Raw genomic sequence first — 16681 nt, 5'->3', positions numbered from 1 at the left:
GACCGCGGTCTCCACCAGCTGCGCAGCAGGCCGCCCTTGGCGGCGGCGATGGGCAAAAAGTACACCCGTCCAGACAAGCGGCGCAGGGGAATTGGTGATCTGCCTGTCCTTACCTCACCGACCGCCCAGGGGCCAGTAGTCACTGCTGTGTGATCAGAAACCTGCTGCGCGCCTCATGCGCCTTCGCCCTGGCCGCCCTCCCCCTAACGACGGCCGCCCCCGCCGCGGCCTCCACTTCTGCCGCTCCTGTCGCTCCGGTGCGGGCGGCAGCGATGCTGCCGCCCGCCCGACGCCGTCGGCCGGCTCACCGAGGCGGTCGAGGACCGCACCTGCTACGACCGCGACACCTTCAAGCACCGCAAGCCGCGCGTCGGGCGGCGGCCCGCGCGTTCTTCAGCCAGATCCCCACTGCCGCCGGTGCGCGCCTACTCCAGGTAGATGCCAGCGAAGACGCCGTCGTACCCGAGCGCGGTCAAGCCCGCCTCGACACTCGGGTAGGTCGTCCCGTGCGGGCCGCCGACCAGGACGTCGAAGTCGGCGCGGCTGATCTCGGGCTCGAGCCACTGGTTGCCGCACCGGCAGCGGACCCAGACGTTGCGCCCGTGGTTGATGAGCAGCCAGTCGCGCCGGGCACGGCAGGCGGAGCACATCACGGGGATGCCCCCGAGAGCGAGTTCGCGTGAGTGGCCGACGCAGCGAATCGCCCCGGGGCCGTCGGCCGGCCGCGTCTCGGCCTGGAGCTGCAGCAGGGGGTCGGTACCAGTGGGGAGGACGGGCAGCGTGGGTGCCGGCTCCGTGGTGCGGGTGGTGGTTCTGAGCACGAGCGTCATCTCCCGGTTGTCGGTCCTGTCTTCATCCGTAACAGCCGGTGGAACCAGCTGTCCATTCATTTCGCAGCGTCCGCTCGGTCGGTGGTCGACTACCGGTTCGACCTGGTCAGCGACGTGACGAGCGGCGGTTTGGGTCTTGAACAGTCCCAAGCGGTGCGGCTGCCGTCGCGTTTCGTTCACTGGTGCGGTTGCTCGGCGTGGTGGCCTGGCGGGTGGCGGCCTGCGGACGACGGGCACCTTCGCCCGGGTGTGCCGGGAGCTGGGCGATGCGCCGCAGGCGCCAGACCAGGACGTCGCTCACGTCATCGGCGCTTTCGAGTTCGCGCATGTCGATGGCCTGGCGCAGGAGGGCTTCGGAGTCGTGGCCCGCCCGCTCGGCCTGGGCGAGGGTGGCGACCAAGGCGTCGGTCCTCGCTTCCATGCCCCCAGCCCGTACGACCTTCTCCGGCAGGACGGCGCGAAGGGTGGCTTCGTGCGTGCGGCGCTGGGCTTTTGGAAGGGCCCGACCTTGGTCGTGCAGCACTCGTATCGGCGTGGCGGCGGTCTGCCGGTAGGCGGTGCGCAGGTGCGCGGCGGCTTGTCGGGAGGCGTGGGCCTGCTGGGCGTGTCCGCGCGCGGAGTGCCAGCGGGCGGCGGCGAGGGTGACCAGGACGAGGGTGGAGACGAGCATGGCGGTGGTGCCGCCGTCCTCGCCTCGGCCGAGCGCCCCGCCGGCCTGGACGATGCCCCGGGCGGCTGAGCGGAGGGCCCGGGTGTCGGCGCGTTCGGCGCGGACGTGGCTGCGGGTCGCCCGCTCGAAGGCGCGAGCTGCGGCGGCCAGCTCGGCGCGCGTGGTGGCCGGTGAGGTCTGGGCCACCGCGTCAAGGAGTTCTCCGACGCCGACGAGCTGGGCGGCGGCCTCGCCGTCCTCGTCGCGTTCCAGGAGTGTGGCCGAGCGCTCGGCGATGACGGTGGCGTTGCGTCGTTGACGGGCGGGCGGTGACCAGTTGGTCCGGTCAGTGGTGACGGAGGGCGGGCTCGGCTCGGCGGCTCCTTCGGTCAGACGTAGGCGGATCTTCGGCAGCGAGAGGTCGGGGGCCAGTTTGGAGCCGGGGTACCAGACCGGGTCTCCGTGGCGGTTGCGGTCGCCGGGCAGGGCCACGTTGTAGCCGAGCGCGTCACCGGACGGAGCGTGCCGCAGTTTCACCCGCACCCCCACCTCTCGGAGCCGCGTGAAGAACTCCTCCTCCGAATCCGCTCCCGCCACGGCTCGACGAACGGCCTCACGGAGCGTCTCGCGCGAGGTCTCCGGGCGGCCGGTGCGCTCGGCCTTGAACTTCTCGGCGCTGCTGGGATTCTTCGCTGCGGTTCCGTCGCCGGCGTTCAGGCGCCGCAGGCCCATCTCCTGCTCGATGCGGCGGCATTCGGCCTGGGCCTTGTTGAAGTCGTAGTTCAGGCGCGGGTTGCGCAGGTCGCCGCGTATGAGGGTGGCGACGATGTGGATGTGGTCCTCCGCGTGGCGGACGGCGATCCACCGGCAGCCGTCGGGGTCTCCGGCCGAGGCGATGCCGGTGGCGTGGACGATGCGCTGGGCGACGGCGTTCCACTCCTCGTCGTCCAGCCGCCGGTCGCCGGGGGCGGTGCGGACTGAGCAGTGCCAGACGTGCTTGGTGGGCGCGCGGTCGCCGGCCTGCTTGACCCGCAGGTCCAGGGCGGCGGTGAGCCGGGCGAGGGTGACCTTCGGGTCGGGGTCGAGGCCAGGGTCGGGGGCGAAGCCGTCCCAAGAGCCGACGAGGTGCGCGTCGGTGTGCTCCTCGCGCCGTCCGGGGCCGTACAGGTAGACGAGGAGGCCGTGGGTGCGGGAGCCGCGTCCGATGTCGGGAACCATCACAGCCGCCGGGTCACCAGGTCGTTCGCCGCGTCATCGACGCGGGCGAGAAGTCCGGTCAGCGTGCCCAGAGCGTGTTCGAGTTCACCGGCGCGCGGCTGGCCACCGCTGTTGAGGACGAAGGCGATCTGGTTGATGTTGTTGCCGATCCGGGCCAGCGCGGTGCGTAGAGCGGCGAGTTCATCGATGGCGGTGTCGAGCTGGTCGTTGCTGTGCACGGCGGCACGTCCGCGGGCGGCGCTCAGGCCGGCGGTGGCGAGGAAGCGGGCTACGGTGACGCCGTGCTGGGTGGCGGCGTCGGTGATCTCGGCTTTCTCGGTGTCGGAGAGGCGGGTGGTCGTCTTGCGGGCGCGCTCGCTCGGGTTGCGGCTACGGCGGCGCGGGGTGCGGTCGGGGAAGGCGGGCGTGCTCGGGCTCGGCTGCTCGCGGTCGGCAGGGTCATCTGCTTCTCCCCCGATGACCGGCGCCCCCTGGTGCCGGTTGCCCGGCTGGTCCCCGTGCGCCCTCGCTCGGGGACCAGCCGGGCTGCCCCCGCCCTCCCGGGCGGGGGCAAGTGCGTACGACGGGCCGTAGGACCGTCGTACGCGATAGCTTGCTCCGCCAGGAGCCGTGGTGGGGTCACGATGCTGTCCAGCGGGGGTGGCCACCGGGTCGTTGGTGTTCACCGGCTCGTCTCCGGGTCCTGCTGCTGGATTTCGCGGACGAGTCCCTCGATCCAGTCCATGGCCAGGACGGGGTGGTGCAGGGTCCAGGGCCGGTCGGGCTGCTCGCGTTGAACGATCCAGGTGGTGTCGGGGCCGGACTGGGCGCGGTGGAGGTGTCCGTGCTGGTGCAGGACGGTCAGCCAGGAGTCGACTTCGGCGGGCGTGGCCGGGTGAGTGCGCATCGGGTGCTCTCCGCTTCTGCTGTGGCGGGGTGTCTCGGAGACATGCGGAGCGGGTGACCGGCCGGGGTGACCGGCTTGGTCACCCACTCCGTGGATGTTCGGTCAGGGCCGGGAGGAGGTGACCGGCTGGCGGTGCTGCTCGCGCAGCTGGGCCATCAGCGCGGTCAGGGTGTCGCTGGACAGCGGGATCTGCTGACCTCGGATCGCCTGGGCGACCACCTTGCGGGTCAGTTTGTCCTCGGCCCTGACCGCCGACCGGGCGATCTTCAGCAGCTCCTCGGTGTCTGGGTCAGGACGCCGGTCATCAGTCGGCCGAGCGGCCCGGTCAGTGACCGGCGGCGAGGTGACCGGCGGGGCAATGACCGCCGCCGGGCTGCCCTGGCCATCACCGACCGGGGCCGCACTGTCGGGGCGGTCAGCGACCGTCCGCCCCTTGTCCGCCTGTCCCGGCAGGTCAGGGGCACCGTGGCTCCAGTTGCGGTGGTCGGTGACCGACTGGCCGCTGGTGGCTGGGGTCGAGTCTCCGGTCGCTGACCGGGTGGCGGTGTCCTCGTCGGTCGGGGACAGCGGCAGCCGGTCGGTCAGAGCGGTGACCGGCTGACCGGACTTGACCTGACCGGCCGCTGACCGCTGCTGACCGGCTCGGCCGGTCCGGGTGACCTCGATGTCGTCACCCCGGTCGGTCTGACCGAGGTGACCGCGCTGACCGACGTTCTGCCGGTCAGTGCCCTTGACCGGGCCCCGGGCAATGAGGATGTAGAGGTGGACTGCTCCGGCCAGTGCGAGCGGGGCGATGGTGGAGAGCACCGCGACCACCGCGTCACCGAGCCGGAGGCCGGTGTCGGCGACCGTGTCCTGGTTGATGCGCACCGCGTGGAGTGCGTTGGCCCAGATGCTGGCGGCGGTGGCCGTGCCGAAGAGCGTCCAGACGTAGAGCCGGGCGCGCAGGGGTGCGTTGCGCAGGACCAGGAGGGCTCGGATGCCGTAGGCAATGAACCCGTCGATCACCAGGGGGAACAGGTAGGTAAGGAAGCCTCGGATATGGATGGCGACGGCCATCTGCTGCAGGGCGTCGTACGAGAGCGCGCATCCCGCGCCCCCGAGGACCACGACAGCCGCGCGGTCCCACCCGGATATGTGCACCGTCTTCGGCGCGCTTGCGGTGTTCATGCCGCCGTCCCGAAGTCGTCGCGGATCAGGCGCTCGCCGCTGGTCTCGGGGGATGGGGTGTTCGTGGTGGGCTGGTTCAGGGTTCGGTTTCGCTCGGCCCGGCGAATCTCGCGGTATCGCTTTTTGGCGTGCTCCTCGGTGACCTTCAGAAGCCAGGCCAGGCGCTGCTCGCTCACCCCGTGGCGGTAGGCCGCGTACTCGACCGCGCGGCGCTCCGCATGGGTGAGGTGCACGTCGCGCCCGGCGATGGTGGCATTGACGCGGCTGTAGTCGAGGCGGCTGGCGAGCTTGTCGTGCAGCGGCCCGCGCTCCTCCTCCGTCAGGCCGCCACGGATCCCGTCTGTGTCACCCCCTTCGAGAGCGGCGTCCAGGCAGGTTCGGCGGACCGGGCACTGGCCGCACAGGGCTTTGGCCGTGGCGATCTTGGTGGTCTCATCGGGTTCGGGGAAGAAGACTTCGGGGTCCACCGGGTTGTACTCGGTGCTCTGGCAGACGGCGTCGGCCTGCCAGGTCTGGTCGCCGAGCTGACGGTGGTGGACAGGGCCGTTCATCGTGCTGGTCATGCGGGGTGCTCCGATCGCTCTCCGCGCGCAGGGGCGTCGGCGGAGAGGTGCGCTGGCGGTAGGTGCCCGGGGGACGGCGCTGCGAGGACGCGGTCCGACGGGGTGGCCTGCGGTGGGTCAGGCGGCGGCGCTGTGGCGTCTGCGGTCGACGGCCTCGAACTCGACTCGGGTGGTCATCTGCGCGAGCCTGCTGGCGACGCGATCCCCGAGGTAGGAGCGCAGGTCCTTGATCGCCAGGTTGGTCGTGATCAGCGTGGGGAGTTCGTAGTTGTACCGCCGGTTGATCAGCCGGTACGTCACTTCCTCGACCCACTCGCTCGCCTTGGCCGCGCCGAGGTCGTCGATGATCAGCAGCGGGCAGCAGCTGACCGCCGCCAGTTCCCGCTCGCTGTCGACCCCGGGCCGGGGGCGGAGATCGGCGTAGAGGTCGGCAGCGGTGGTCGCGCGCCAGCGAACACCGACCCCGCTGCTGACCAGCGCTCGGACTGCGCCGTACGCCTGGTGTGTCTTGCCCGCGCCGACGACCCCGGCCATCAGCAGGCTAGGTCCGGTGGTGACCTGTCGTCGGGCTCCTCGGCTGGGGGCGACGGCCGCGTCGGTGACCTTCCGGACCCACTCCAGGACCGTGGGGTGGTCGGCTACAGCCGCTTGATAGCGCGGGGGCATCCCGGCGAGCAGGGCGTCAAGCGGCGAGAAGGGCTCGGTGTCGTCCGGCAGCGCGGCGTCGGCCGGGTCAATGTTGCGGGCAGCCAGGATCCTGGCCATGCGCTCCAGCGTGGCTTCGTTGCCGAGGAGCTGCGGTTCGCGGTGACGGGTGTGCATCACAGCTCCTCGGCGTAGGCGGCAGACGCGTTGGCCGGGTTGGTCCACGCCTGGTGGGCGGGCACGTTAGGCCGGATTCCCGGCCGCGCCAAACCGCCGGGGCGAGCGTTCATCGCCTCGTTGACCATGCTGGTCAGCACGCTCGGGTGCTTCGGGTTGGCCGTGAAATTCGCCAGCCCGGCTCGAATGTGCGCCGGTGCGATGCCCTCGTCCAGGAGCTTCTTGATGATCCGCCCGAGGTGCCCGATCACGTCGCTCGGGGGGCGCTGGTCGCACCCGGCGACGTACTCCCCGACCAGGTCCTTGGCGGAGATGCCGGCTGCGGGCGCTGTGCGCCCCGTAGGGAGAGAAGATCCAGGATCCAAGATCCTAGATCCAGGCGCCGAGCCTTCGGGCAGGCTTCGGGGAAGGTTCGAGGAGGCCTCGGGGAATGCCTCCTGACCTGGGGTTTCCGCTCCGGAGCGGCCAGGGACGCCGACCAGGTGATCGGCGGCCGCCTGCCGGTCGACCGGGGACACGATCACGCACCCGGAAGACGTCGAGGTGGCCTGGGCGGGCAGATCGAGGGGTCGGGGAAAGTTCGGCGAGGTCTCGGCGAGTCCTCCGGGAGTGGTGGGCGAGCCCTCGGTCTGCTTTGTGCAGTTGCCCTTGCAGGGGCCGCACCGGCCGGCAGCCTGGTGCTGCGGGCACGAGGGCAGGCGGGACTGGCTCGGCTTGTCGATCTTCTGGTGCTCGGACCAGGTCACGATGTGGAGGTAGCGGCGGCCGTCGCAGCCGGTGTACCGGCAGATCAGGCCGGCGCTCGCGAGCTGGTGGAGATCGTCCTCGACGTGGACCGAGGTGTGCTCGGCGCGCAGGGGCCACAGGAGCCCAGCGATGATCGCGGCGTTGTCGCGGTGCCGTCCGTGGTCGTCGGCCTGCGTGAGGAGGCCGAAGAAGGTCCGCTCGGCCTCGACGCTCACTTCGGCGAGCGACTCGGAGAAGAACGCCTCCGGCTTGATGGTGCGTATCCGGGCCATGTCAGCGGCTCCGACCGGCGGCGACCTCGCTGCCGGTGAGGGCAGCCCGCTGGATGTCGAAGGTGTGCGGCCGGGTCCAGTCCGCCTCCGGCCAGACCCGCAGGATCCAGCGCGCAGCGACCGTCGCCGTCGTCCGGCTCACCTCCAGGGTCTTCCCGCCCTCGTCCCGGATAGCGGCACGCGGGTGTGGCCATGCCCGGCTCGGGTCGGTGAGGCTGACTCGGATCGTGGTCGCGCCCGGGATCATCTCTGCTAGCTGAGCAGCGAGACGGTGCTGTCGTTGGGTATCCGGGCAGGCCGGGTTGACGCTCGGCGTGGCGAGCATGTGATACTCCGTTGTTCGTAGGAACGCGGTGCGGCGGTTCTCGTGCAAAAGCCCCGCCGCCCGCGAGATGTGAATCGATGCCCCTCGGGGTTGTCGGCCCGACGCCTCGGGAGTTGGTAGCTCCCGGGCGCCGGTCTCCTTCGCCCCTGCGGGCTCATGGCCCGTGTGCGTACATCCCCCCTCCCCTCCTGGCTCACCCGACCGGTTTCCCTTGCGCGGAGCAGGACCATATGGCGAGCCCTGACACAAGTCCAGCCTCTCCACATGCCCTGACCAGGCGCTGAACACTGCACTGGACGACTCCAAGCGTTAACGTACACCGCAGTTGCGCACTTCCGTCAACTGCAATGTCGATACACATAGCGCCCTGGTCATGATCACCACTGAAGTGGATACGATGGTGGGCATGACGAAGGGCTGGAGATGACCGAGAGGAACGAGCGCACCTTTGCGGAGCTGCTCGACTACTTGTTCCGGGAGGTGCACCCGAAGGGGCGCAGCCCGTACACGTACGCGGAGGTGTCCCAGGGCATCCGCGACACATCAGGCGTGACCATCTCCGCAAGCGCCATCCAGCAACTTCGAACCGGGACCAACACGAACCCGAAGATGCAGACCATCCGGGCTCTGGCTGGGTTCTTCGGGGTGAGTGCGGGCTACTTCTTCGACGAGGCGGAGGCCGAGCGGCAGCGCGCGGAGATCCAGGTGATCGCCGCCATGCTCGACCAGGGGGTGCGCCGGGTCGCCTTGCGCGCTAACGGACTCAGCGCGTCCAGCCTGAACATGCTGAACACCGTGATCGACCAAGCCCGTCGACTTGAGGGCATGCCGGACGAGGCGGACGAATCAGGGCTGCTCGACGACGAGTGAGGACATCTGGGTTTCATTCCGGAGCATGCCCCTCCTGGCACTCAGGAGCCGACGCCGCCTTCGTCGACTTCCATCAGCACGACCACCCGAAGGTGATCACTACGCATCGGCCGCAATGCGACGATGCGGATCGCGACCTCCCGCCCCTGGTGGTACGGAAGCCTGAGCCGGCGGAAGTCACCGTGGGAATGCTCGGCCATCTCGCGCCGCTCCCACATCTCCCGTGCGGCCGGAGATTCCACGAGAATGTCGCGCTCCAGTTGCCGCAGCGCCTCGTTCTCCGGGTGATGCGCGCGCTCATAGCGAATCTGCCCAAGAAATGGGCGCGCCCAGTCCTGCTCCCAGTTCACGAGTTGCTCGCGGGCCTCCGGGTCCAGAAGTGCCCATCTCATCTGATTGGCCCGGTAAGTGACCCAGGGGAACCAATCCACCAGCGGACCGTTATAGCCGATCACGTTCCACGCGAGGTCCGTCGCGAAGGCCGGATTGGGAATCTGACCGTCCAAAAACCGCTGGAGTAGAAACTCGTCCACTTCCGCAGCCCTGTCCGCCTCCAGCACGACAGCAAGCGCTGGAGGGCGGCCGACGGCTCTCAAGTACAGCGCGCGACGCTCGGCGGGGCTCAGCCCGAGCACTGATGAGATCCGATCGAGGAAGTCGGACGAGTACTGGGCTTCATTGCCGCGCTCCAGCTCGCGATACCAACGCTCACTGACTCCCGTCAGGCGGGCCACGTCACGCTGCGTGAGTCCGTCACCCCGGCGCCCGGTAGACACCAAGCCCGGGATTCGTCGAGGATTCGCCCGTCTACGCCACGCCCGTAACAGCTCAGGCAGAGACTCGCCGACGGGTTCACCACCTTCATCCCGCCCGCCCCGAGAATCCATAACGCGAGACTAGGGGCCGCTATTGAGTGACGTACACCACAACCTGCATGAAATGCCTGACGAATGATCATGAGTCAGTCATTCAGCGTAGTCAGACATAACGGGTAGTCGATCCTTCAATTACTTGCGACGTCGCACCCTCCACCCCGAGATAGCGAGCGCAAACTCGCTCGGACCACGCCCGGGAAACTCGCCATCCACAGCTCCAGCGCTTCTCACGATCACCCTTCGTAACCGGAACTCTCGGTTCCCGGAAGTGTGAGTTCCGCCTTCCGCTTGGCATCCTCATCGCTGGTACTCACTAGCGAGTTGGCGCACCGCCGAAACCGAGGAGGGGGACTTGCGTGCCTTTGCCAGAAATCGACGAGAGTCGACTTCGCACATCGTGTGAGGAGCAGGTTGATCTACTGTCCCTGCCACACCGCTTCAGCACGCGTGATTTGCGTGACGCGATAGCAGATCTCCGCGGCAAGCCGATCGTCATGGCGCCGCTGAATACGCTCGGCGCAGTTGACGCGCCATGTGGGATAAGGATCGAAACCCCGACGGTCGACCTCCTTTACTACGAGGAAGGTACGTCTATCCACCACCAGAGACACATCCTGACTCACGAGCTGTGCCACGTGTACTACGACCACCCGGGGAGTCTGGAGGTCGACACGGACATGGCCCGCATCCTCGGTGTGAACCCCACGCTGGTGACGCGCATGTCCGGGCGCACGAGCTACTCGACGGCCGACGAACGGGAAGCGGAGATGATGGCGACGGTCATCCGCCAGCGCATCTATCGCGAGCGTGAATCTCCCTCTCTGCGGCCGAAGAAGGGGCCGGACAGCTGGGACGCACTCTTTGCCCAGCCCATCAGGAAGCGGCGGTTCCGCTCACGATGAACACCGTCTTCCTCGGCATGGCCTTCCTGCTCGCTGCGGCTTCCGGCTATTGGGTGCTCGGGCGAGGCACGCCACGTCCGACCGGGACGTGGGCCATGGGTGCGCTCCTCGCGTCGTTCGCCTTGGCCTTCGCCTCCTACGCACCGCTGTTCGAGGACGCTGCCGAGACGGCAGTACCGCACGTCGCCCGGTTGCTGAGCAACTGCGCCTCGGTGGCAGCCGCCACGGCAGTCCTGGCCGTCTCCTTCCAGCTCAACCTCGAGCCCGCAGAGGCACAGCGCCGGATCCGACTGCGCCTCTTCCTCCTCGCCGGGTCGGCCTTCGGCATGACCATCCTGTTCGCCTACGAGCAGATGGCCCACCGCTCTCCGCAGGCGTACGCGCTCTACCTGCTCCTGTACATCTCCTACCTGAGCTTCGCCGTCGTCGACTTCCTGGTGCAAGTCGTGCGCCAGTCGAAGTCAACGCGCCGCAGCAGCGTACGAATCGGTCTCCGGTTGGCAGCGGGCGGCTGCGGATTCGCGCTCGTCTACACGGCGTACAAGCTGACGCGGCTCCTCGATCTGGGTCTGGGTCTCCACCTCATACCCGACCACCCGGAATGCTCGTCACTCGTGACCATGCCGTGCGTCTTCAGCGTGACCTCGCCAGCACTCGCCGTCCTCCTGATCTGCCTTGGCCTCACTCTGCCTGCTGTGGTCTACCCGCTCAGTCATGCCCGCCGCCGCCGATGGGAGGCGCAGTCCTTCGAGGCGCTCAGCTCCCTCTGGCAGGATCTCTCAGCTGCGATGCCCGAGATCGTCCTGACCGCCGCAGACGATGCCCAGGACTCTTCGAACGACTCGGACTTCCTGCTCCAGCGGCGGGTCATAGAGATCAGCGACGGCAACCTCGCCCTTCGGGCGTTCCGACCCCGGGCAGTACAGGAGGCGGCCCAGGACGCTTTCGGCACTGGGACAGAGGAACGTGCTGCGGCAGTCGAGGCGGCTGTCGTGAAGGCAGCGCTGGCTGGCTTGAAAACAGGCCGCGTCGCCGACGACGTCGCCCCGCCAGCCGCGGGTGCCGCCTCCCGGAAGGATCTGCGGGCAGCCACGGAGTGGCTCCTTCTGGTAGCTGACGCTTACGTCAACCGTGTCGGGCGTGTCAGAGACGATGGCCGGCCAGAACTGGTTGGAGCCTGAGAGCATGACCGACCCGACGCAGGACCCCCGCTTCGCCCAGGACCCCTACCCCACGTACGCGGCCATGCGGTCCACGTGTCCGGTACAGCCCGTGCCCGCGGGCTCCGGCGGGCGTACCAGCTACCTGGTCACTGGCTACGCGGAAGCCCGGGAAGCCCTCGGCGACGCTCGGCTATCGAAGGACACAGCCGCATTCTTCGCCGGTAAGGGCACACAGCGTCGGCTACACCCTGCTGTGGCTCACACCATGCTCGCCAGCGACCCACCGCAGCACACCCGGCTGCGCAAGCTGGTAACCAAGGCGTTCACGACCGGAGCCGTCACGAAGCTCCGTCCCTTCATTGCCCAGGTCACCGAGGAGCTGCTGGATCAGTGGCCCGTCGGCGAGCAGTTCGACTTCGTGGCCGGCCTCGCGGTCCCCCTACCGGTCCTGGTGATCTGCGAGCTACTCGGAGTACCGGAGGGAGACCGGTCCGACATCCAGCGGTGGTCCGCAGAACTGTTCGCGGCGGGAAGACCTGACGTCGTCGACGCGGCCTCGCATTCGATGGCCGATTACATGACCAGCCTTATCGCCGCCAAGCGCCTGTCCCCCGGTACCTCTTTGCTTGACCGGCTCATCTCGGCTCGCGACGGAGACGATCACCTGAGCGAGGAAGAACTGGTCTCTCTCGCGGCGCTGCTGCTCGTAGCCGGGCACGAGACCACCACCAACTTCCTCGGCAACGCCGTCCTGGCGCTGCTTCAGCACCCGGCACAGCTGCATCGTCTTCGGGAGAATCCAGACGACGTCCCTGCTGTGCTCGACGAGCTGCTTCGGTTCGAGTCCCCTGTCAGTACAGCCACATTCCGCTTCACCACCGAAGCGGTCAGGCTCGGCGCCACGGACATCCCGGCCGGTGTACCGGTGCTGGTCGCTCTCGGAGCAGCCAACCGGGACCCGAAACGGTTCCCCTCGCCGGACATTCTCGACCTGGAGCGAGACACCGCTGCCCATCTCAGCTTCGGCCACGGCATCCACCGCTGCGTCGGCGCTCCTCTCGCCAAGGCCGAGGCTGAGATCGCCCTACGGATGATCCTGACGCGGTTCCCCGAGGTTCGACTTGCCGTTCCGTCTGATCGACTGGCGTGGCGGCACACCCGTCTCGTTCGCGGGCTCGCGTCGCTCCCTGTCCTGGTGTAGCCGCTCGCCAAGCCCTCAGCAGACCGTCTGCTTGCCGTGCGCGCGGAAGTCATGTTTCTGCCTCGGGGCGAGCAGGATGCTGGCTCGCGCCAAATCTTCTGGAGTCCCCACCGCTATGCCATCGTCCGCGACAAACGGATTGGGCTCGTTCATCCCGCGCCCCCAGACAGGGGGCGCGAGCCGGTCAGGACTGCTCGACGGCCACCTTCTCCGCAACCAGCGGCGCGTTTGGAGCCGGGTGGCCAGCAACACCACGTCGGCGCCCGCGCCGAACTCCTCGATCTTCGCCATCACGCGGGGTCGCATCTTGCGCCGGTACGTGGCGATGTACTTGATCACGCCCCAGTGGATGCGGTTGTGCACTCCGTTGCCCTTGTGGCCGGCCCCGTGCCGGATCTGCCGGGAGAAGATCCCGTACAGGGCCGCCACGGTCGACACGTCCATCAGGACCACCGTGTCGCAGGCTTCGAGCCGTACCTGCAGCGTCGAGTTGTAGTTGCCGTCGATCACCCACCGCGGCTGCGAGACCAGCTCGCGCTGCACGTCGGTGAACTTGTTCATGGGCAACGCGTTCCACTGGTCGTCGTAGAACGCGGCGTCGAGGTGCGTCACCGGGGCGTCGAGGACCCTGCCGAGCTCACGGGCCACGTGGGACTTGCCACTGCCTCCGCAGCCGACGATGGCGACCTTCCTCATGGTGCTCCAGCGTAGAGAGGTTGAGGTGATCGGCGAGCCGACTCGCGGGACGTGCTGTGTCTGGCCTCTCTCCTACCTGTTCCGTTCGTCGCTCATAGAGCCCTCTACCGACGATGAGCGTCGCTACGCGCCCTGGCTCCCCTGGTGCTCGACGCCGGGCAGGGTGGGCTGCTCTGGCTGCCCAGGCGTTACGCCTCAGCCCGGTGCACCAGTCCCTCCTGCTGTGGGCGGGAGTGTCCGACGCTGGCGCGGATCACCTCGTCGCTGCCCCGCAATGCCTCTGTCATCCTTGCGAGCCAGGGCTCGGGGAGGCTGCCGCTGCCCAGCGCGCATGCACGGACAAGCTGTCGGGCCGCCTCGATCTGGTGCGGCTCGGCGAGGCTGGTGAACCGGTGGTCAGCCAAACACTCGCGAGCGGCGTAGCCGTCGGTCGCCGCGGCGGCCCGGCGGTGGAGCTCTGCAACCATCCGGTGCGCTGCGTCTTCCTGGTGCGGCTCCAGCAGGCCCAGGATCGTCAGGCCGAGGCGCGTATCGAAGACGGTCATGCCCTGGTCGGGTTGGTGCTCGACGTAGTCCTCGACCAGCGTGTCGAGGAGGGGTACGGCCGGGCCGCGAAGGGCCTTTCTGCACATCACGTCGAGGCAGCCGGTGACGGCGTTCTCCCAGCGTTCTCCGGGTGTGGTCATGGTGATGAGCGCTGCGGCGTCGGTGGGGGTGTGGCTGAGTGCGGCCAGGACGGCGACCTGGCGGCCGTCCAGCATGCGCTGCCCGATGCCCCGGTGTTCCTCGATGTGGGCCAGCGCCTCCGCCCAGCGGCCGGCCGTGGTCAGGGTGCGGGTGCCGTCGGCCAGGACTACCTTCCACAGCCAGGTGCGCACCTCGTGGCGGTCGCTGTCGGTGAGGGTGAGGTCGGCCGGGACGTGGACCCCCTCGAACTGAGCGCTGGTGCCTTTGGTGACGGCGTCGAAGAGGTGCAGCAGACGGTGGCGCCCGTCGTCGGCGGCGCCCGCGCGGATCTGGAGGCGGGCGAGGTTCACCACGGGTTCGAGGGCGCGGATCGCGGTCATGCCGGGCAGGGGGGTGGCGTGGAGGTAGGCGGCGGCGTGCTGGTGGCACATCTTCCGCGCGAGGTCGGGCAGCCCTAGGTCGGAGGCAATGAGGGCGGCCTGGTTGTAGACGGCCGAGGCGAGGCCCTGGTCAGCCTTTGCGGCTGCGGCGTCGGCGAGTTCGGCCAAGCCGTGCACGCGCCGGGGCAAGGGCAGGCACGCGGGTCGGAATCGGTAGATGAGCGGAAAGCGCTGGGCTATGGGTCCGTTCAGGTCCATGAGGTCCCCCGGGGATGAAGACGACGAGGAGCGGGGAAGGGCCGCGTGGTGCCCGCCGGCCTGTCGGCAGGCACCACGCAGGCGGATCAGCTACTGCCAGGTGACGCGGACGCGGTTCAGCGGGGTGCCGAGGACGAAGACACCGGGCTGCTCGTCCGCGGGCGCGTCGAGTGGCAGGATCTCGAAGGTGGCGACCCGGCCGCGGTACTCGCGGTCCCAGGCGCGGACGGCCTCGGCGACCTTGGCGGCCAGCTCGTCGCTCCCGGGGCCGTGGCCGATGACGCCGAACTCCCAGAGCTTGTCGCCCTCGGGGGTCTTCTGCTCCGAGGGACGCCGTGCGAGATAGGTGACGGCACCCTTCTCGACGGCGGCCGTGGCCGAGGGGTAGGGGTCATCGGTCAGCACCGTGCCCTTGGCGGACTGAGGGAAGAGCATCCGGATCAGCCCGGATGGCACGACGCAGGAGACGAACAGCTCCATCCATTCCGGGGACTCCCCCGCGCAGACCGTCATCCCGGTCCACTCCTCGACGCGCGGCTGGTCAAGGACACCGGCAAGGGCGTCGGCGTCGAGCGCCAGGCCGGCCGGGGCCTGGAGGCGCACGGCGCCGTCCGTGCTGAGCGGCACGGCGCGGCGGTCGTCGTCGGCGATGCCCCGGCGCAGCGGCATGAAGGTGTTCATCTCCGAGCCGACCGAATGCCACCGGCCTTCGCGCGCCACGTAGATGATGGAGCGCGAGACGCTGCCCGTGAGTCGCTGCGGGGTGACGAGTCGGCCGCCCTCGGCGAGCTGGTCGAGCCAGGCGTGGGGGATGCCGTGCGCGCCGACGGTGGCGATGATCCGGTCGTACGGGGCACCTTCGGCATGGCCGAGGGCGCCGTCGCGCGTCAGGGCTTCGACGTTGGTGGCTCCAGCGGCGGCGAGGTGGGCTCGGGCGCCTTCGACCAGGTCGTCATCGACGTCGATGGTGGTGACGTGTCCGCTCGGGCCGACGAGGTGGCCGATCAGGGCGGCGTTGTAGCCGGTACCGGCGCCGAGTTCGAGGATGTGCTCGCCCGGCTGGGCTTCGAGCTGGTCCAGCATGAGGGCGACGACGGCTGGCTGGGAGGCGCAGGAGATCGAGGTGCCCTCGGGGTCGTACTTCACGTTGACCGGGCTGTTGTCGTAGGCGTCGGCCAGCGAGGTGTCAGGGACGAACAGGTGCCGGGGCACGGCGCGCAGGGCGGCCTCGACCGCGGGGGTGCGGGCGTGGCCCTCGGCCTTGATCTGGTCGACCAGGGCGTTGCGGAGCTGTTCGGCGTTGGCCCCGGGGGCGGTGAGTGTGTCGGTGTTCACCGTGCTGACGCTATGGGCCGCAAAGCCTGATTTGGTTGGTGACGCGGTGTTTTCACTCGAACCCATGATTGCCTCTCGTGCGATGTTGAACAGGGTGTGCTGGTCGGCGGACGGCAGACCGGCACGGTTGGCGTGGAATATGGCGTGGTGCGCGATGACGGCGCGTAGTCCGCGGGTCAGGTCGCCCTGGGCGGCAAGGTAGGCGAGCGTGGTGCCGACACGCTCGAAGGCGGCGACCCAGTCGCCGTGGCCGTCCAGCGGCCCGCGCTCGCGGCACAGGCTGCGGGCTTCGGTGGTCATCAGAGTCCGCATTGCCGAGGTAAGGCGCGGAGACCCGGGCGTGCCGGTACCGGGGCGTAGTGCGGAGACCTTCGCCCACACGTCGCCCTGCTCGAACCAGTCGAGACCCGAGGCGCGCATCAGGCTGCTCATCAGCAGGATGGCGGTCTCGCGCCGCCCCAGGTGCCCGTCCTTGACGGGATAGGTGAGCAGGTGGCGGCTGTCCTCGTGGAAGAGGGCGTGCGCGGACGTCATGGCGTCCGCCCCGCCGAACGCCTCGGTCTCCGGCTCGTAGTTCCCGGTCGTGCAGGACTGTGCGGTGCCGTCGGCCACCCACTCGTGCAGCAGAGTCAGCACGGTCGGTGACGGCTGGTCGGCGACGTACCGGAGGCGCCAGGGCTGCTTGTTCATGAACCACCAGCCGCTGAACTGCCCGTCGGCCTCGGCGGCGAGCAGAACGGGGGCGAGGCGTTCCGTGACAGCCCGTCGCCCGGTGTCCTGGTCGGGGAAGGTGATGTTGTGCTGCTGCCAGCGGTCGGGGCACATCGAGAAG

At 69.1% G+C, this 16681-nt stretch carries 17 protein-coding genes; 4 read left to right on the top strand and 13 right to left on the bottom strand.

All coding sequences use genetic code 11. From position 1 onward, the window contains the following. Window positions 1-425: 425 nt before the first annotated feature. The 9 genes from HED23_RS10445 to HED23_RS10405 all read right to left on the bottom strand — a co-directional run bounded on the left by HED23_RS10445 (window position 426) and on the right by HED23_RS10405 (window position 7482). Window positions 426-830 carry a hypothetical protein gene (locus HED23_RS10445; RefSeq protein ID WP_203183118.1) on the bottom strand — a complete coding sequence of 135 codons (405 nt, stop codon included), beginning with the start codon at window positions 828-830 and terminating at the stop codon, window positions 426-428. Window positions 831-936: 106 nt separating this feature from the next. After that, on the bottom strand, window positions 937-2697 hold the full coding sequence (locus HED23_RS10440; RefSeq protein WP_203183117.1) for a relaxase/mobilization nuclease domain-containing protein: 1761 nt from the start codon (window positions 2695-2697) through the stop codon (window positions 937-939). After that, the gene (locus HED23_RS10435) at window positions 2697-3362 is read right to left on the bottom strand and encodes a MobC family plasmid mobilization relaxosome protein (protein ID WP_109882003.1); all 666 of its coding nucleotides are present in this window, start codon (window positions 3360-3362) and stop codon (window positions 2697-2699) included. The genes HED23_RS10440 and HED23_RS10435 overlap by 1 nt, the downstream gene beginning before the upstream one ends. Then, entirely contained in the window at window positions 3359-3583 is a 225-nt protein-coding gene (locus tag HED23_RS10430; RefSeq protein WP_109882004.1) for a hypothetical protein, read from the bottom strand. The genes HED23_RS10435 and HED23_RS10430 overlap by 4 nt, the downstream gene beginning before the upstream one ends. Before the next feature lie 102 nt (window positions 3584-3685). Beyond that, the gene (locus HED23_RS10425) at window positions 3686-4753 is read right to left on the bottom strand and encodes a DUF2637 domain-containing protein (protein ID WP_203183116.1); all 1068 of its coding nucleotides are present in this window, start codon (window positions 4751-4753) and stop codon (window positions 3686-3688) included. After that, on the bottom strand, window positions 4750-5316 hold the full coding sequence (locus HED23_RS10420; RefSeq protein ID WP_203183115.1) for a WhiB family transcriptional regulator: 567 nt from the start codon (window positions 5314-5316) through the stop codon (window positions 4750-4752). The genes HED23_RS10425 and HED23_RS10420 overlap by 4 nt, the downstream gene beginning before the upstream one ends. A 117-nt stretch (window positions 5317-5433) precedes the next feature. After that, window positions 5434-6138 carry an ATP-binding protein gene (locus tag HED23_RS10415; protein WP_203183114.1) on the bottom strand — a complete coding sequence of 235 codons (705 nt, stop codon included), beginning with the start codon at window positions 6136-6138 and terminating at the stop codon, window positions 5434-5436. Then, window positions 6138-7157 carry a hypothetical protein gene (locus HED23_RS10410; protein ID WP_203183113.1) on the bottom strand — a complete coding sequence of 340 codons (1020 nt, stop codon included), beginning with the start codon at window positions 7155-7157 and terminating at the stop codon, window positions 6138-6140. The genes HED23_RS10415 and HED23_RS10410 overlap by 1 nt, the downstream gene beginning before the upstream one ends. Before the next feature lies 1 nt (window position 7158). Next, window positions 7159-7482 carry a transcriptional regulator gene (locus HED23_RS10405; protein WP_203183112.1) on the bottom strand — a complete coding sequence of 108 codons (324 nt, stop codon included), beginning with the start codon at window positions 7480-7482 and terminating at the stop codon, window positions 7159-7161. A gap of 423 nt (window positions 7483-7905) precedes the next feature. Here HED23_RS10405 and HED23_RS10400 point away from each other — a divergent pair, with 423 nt between their 5' ends. Beyond that, a complete protein-coding gene (locus HED23_RS10400) occupies window positions 7906-8352 on the top strand; it encodes a Secondary metabolite protein (RefSeq protein ID WP_109878747.1) in 447 nt (148 codons plus the stop codon). A 41-nt stretch (window positions 8353-8393) separates the two neighbouring features. Here the strand turns inward: HED23_RS10400 and HED23_RS10395 are convergent, their stop codons facing one another. After that, complete coding sequence (locus tag HED23_RS10395; protein ID WP_203183111.1) at window positions 8394-9239, bottom strand: helix-turn-helix domain-containing protein; 846 nt, start codon at window positions 9237-9239, stop codon at window positions 8394-8396. A 440-nt stretch (window positions 9240-9679) separates the two neighbouring features. On the opposite strand from HED23_RS10395, the gene HED23_RS10390 reads away from it, so the two are divergent. From HED23_RS10390 to HED23_RS10380, 3 genes are read left to right on the top strand one after another with little or no spacing between them, the layout of a single operon-like run. After that, window positions 9680-10129 (top strand): regulator component, encoded by a 450-nt coding sequence (locus HED23_RS10390; RefSeq protein WP_238441908.1) that lies wholly within the window; start codon window positions 9680-9682, stop codon window positions 10127-10129. Then, entirely contained in the window at window positions 10126-11310 is a 1185-nt protein-coding gene (locus tag HED23_RS10385) for an MAB_1171c family putative transporter (protein ID WP_109878745.1), read from the top strand. Before HED23_RS10390 ends, HED23_RS10385 begins: the two co-directional genes overlap by 4 nt. 4 nt (window positions 11311-11314) lie before the next feature. Further along, window positions 11315-12493: a cytochrome P450 family protein gene (locus tag HED23_RS10380; protein ID WP_203183110.1), complete on the top strand. Its 1179-nt coding sequence runs from the start codon at window positions 11315-11317 to the stop codon at window positions 12491-12493. 15 nt (window positions 12494-12508) lie between these two features. Here the strand turns inward: HED23_RS10380 and HED23_RS10375 are convergent, their stop codons facing one another. The 3 genes from HED23_RS10375 to fxlM form a co-directional block, all read right to left on the bottom strand. Further along, complete coding sequence (locus HED23_RS10375) at window positions 12509-13189, bottom strand: topology modulation protein (RefSeq protein WP_420803028.1); 681 nt, start codon at window positions 13187-13189, stop codon at window positions 12509-12511. A 188-nt stretch (window positions 13190-13377) separates the two neighbouring features. Beyond that, a complete protein-coding gene (locus HED23_RS10370) occupies window positions 13378-14514 on the bottom strand; it encodes a hypothetical protein (protein ID WP_203183109.1) in 1137 nt (378 codons plus the stop codon). Window positions 14515-14604: 90 nt separating this feature from the next. Next, a complete protein-coding gene (gene fxlM, locus HED23_RS10365) occupies window positions 14605-16674 on the bottom strand; it encodes a methyltransferase, FxLD system (protein WP_203183108.1) in 2070 nt (689 codons plus the stop codon). Window positions 16675-16681 lie beyond the last annotated feature (7 nt).

Source organism: Streptomyces pratensis (genome assembly GCF_016804005.1).
GTDB classification, from domain to species: domain Bacteria; phylum Actinomycetota; class Actinomycetes; order Streptomycetales; family Streptomycetaceae; genus Streptomyces; species Streptomyces pratensis_A.
This window is presented reverse-complemented; position numbering and strand designations above follow the sequence as displayed.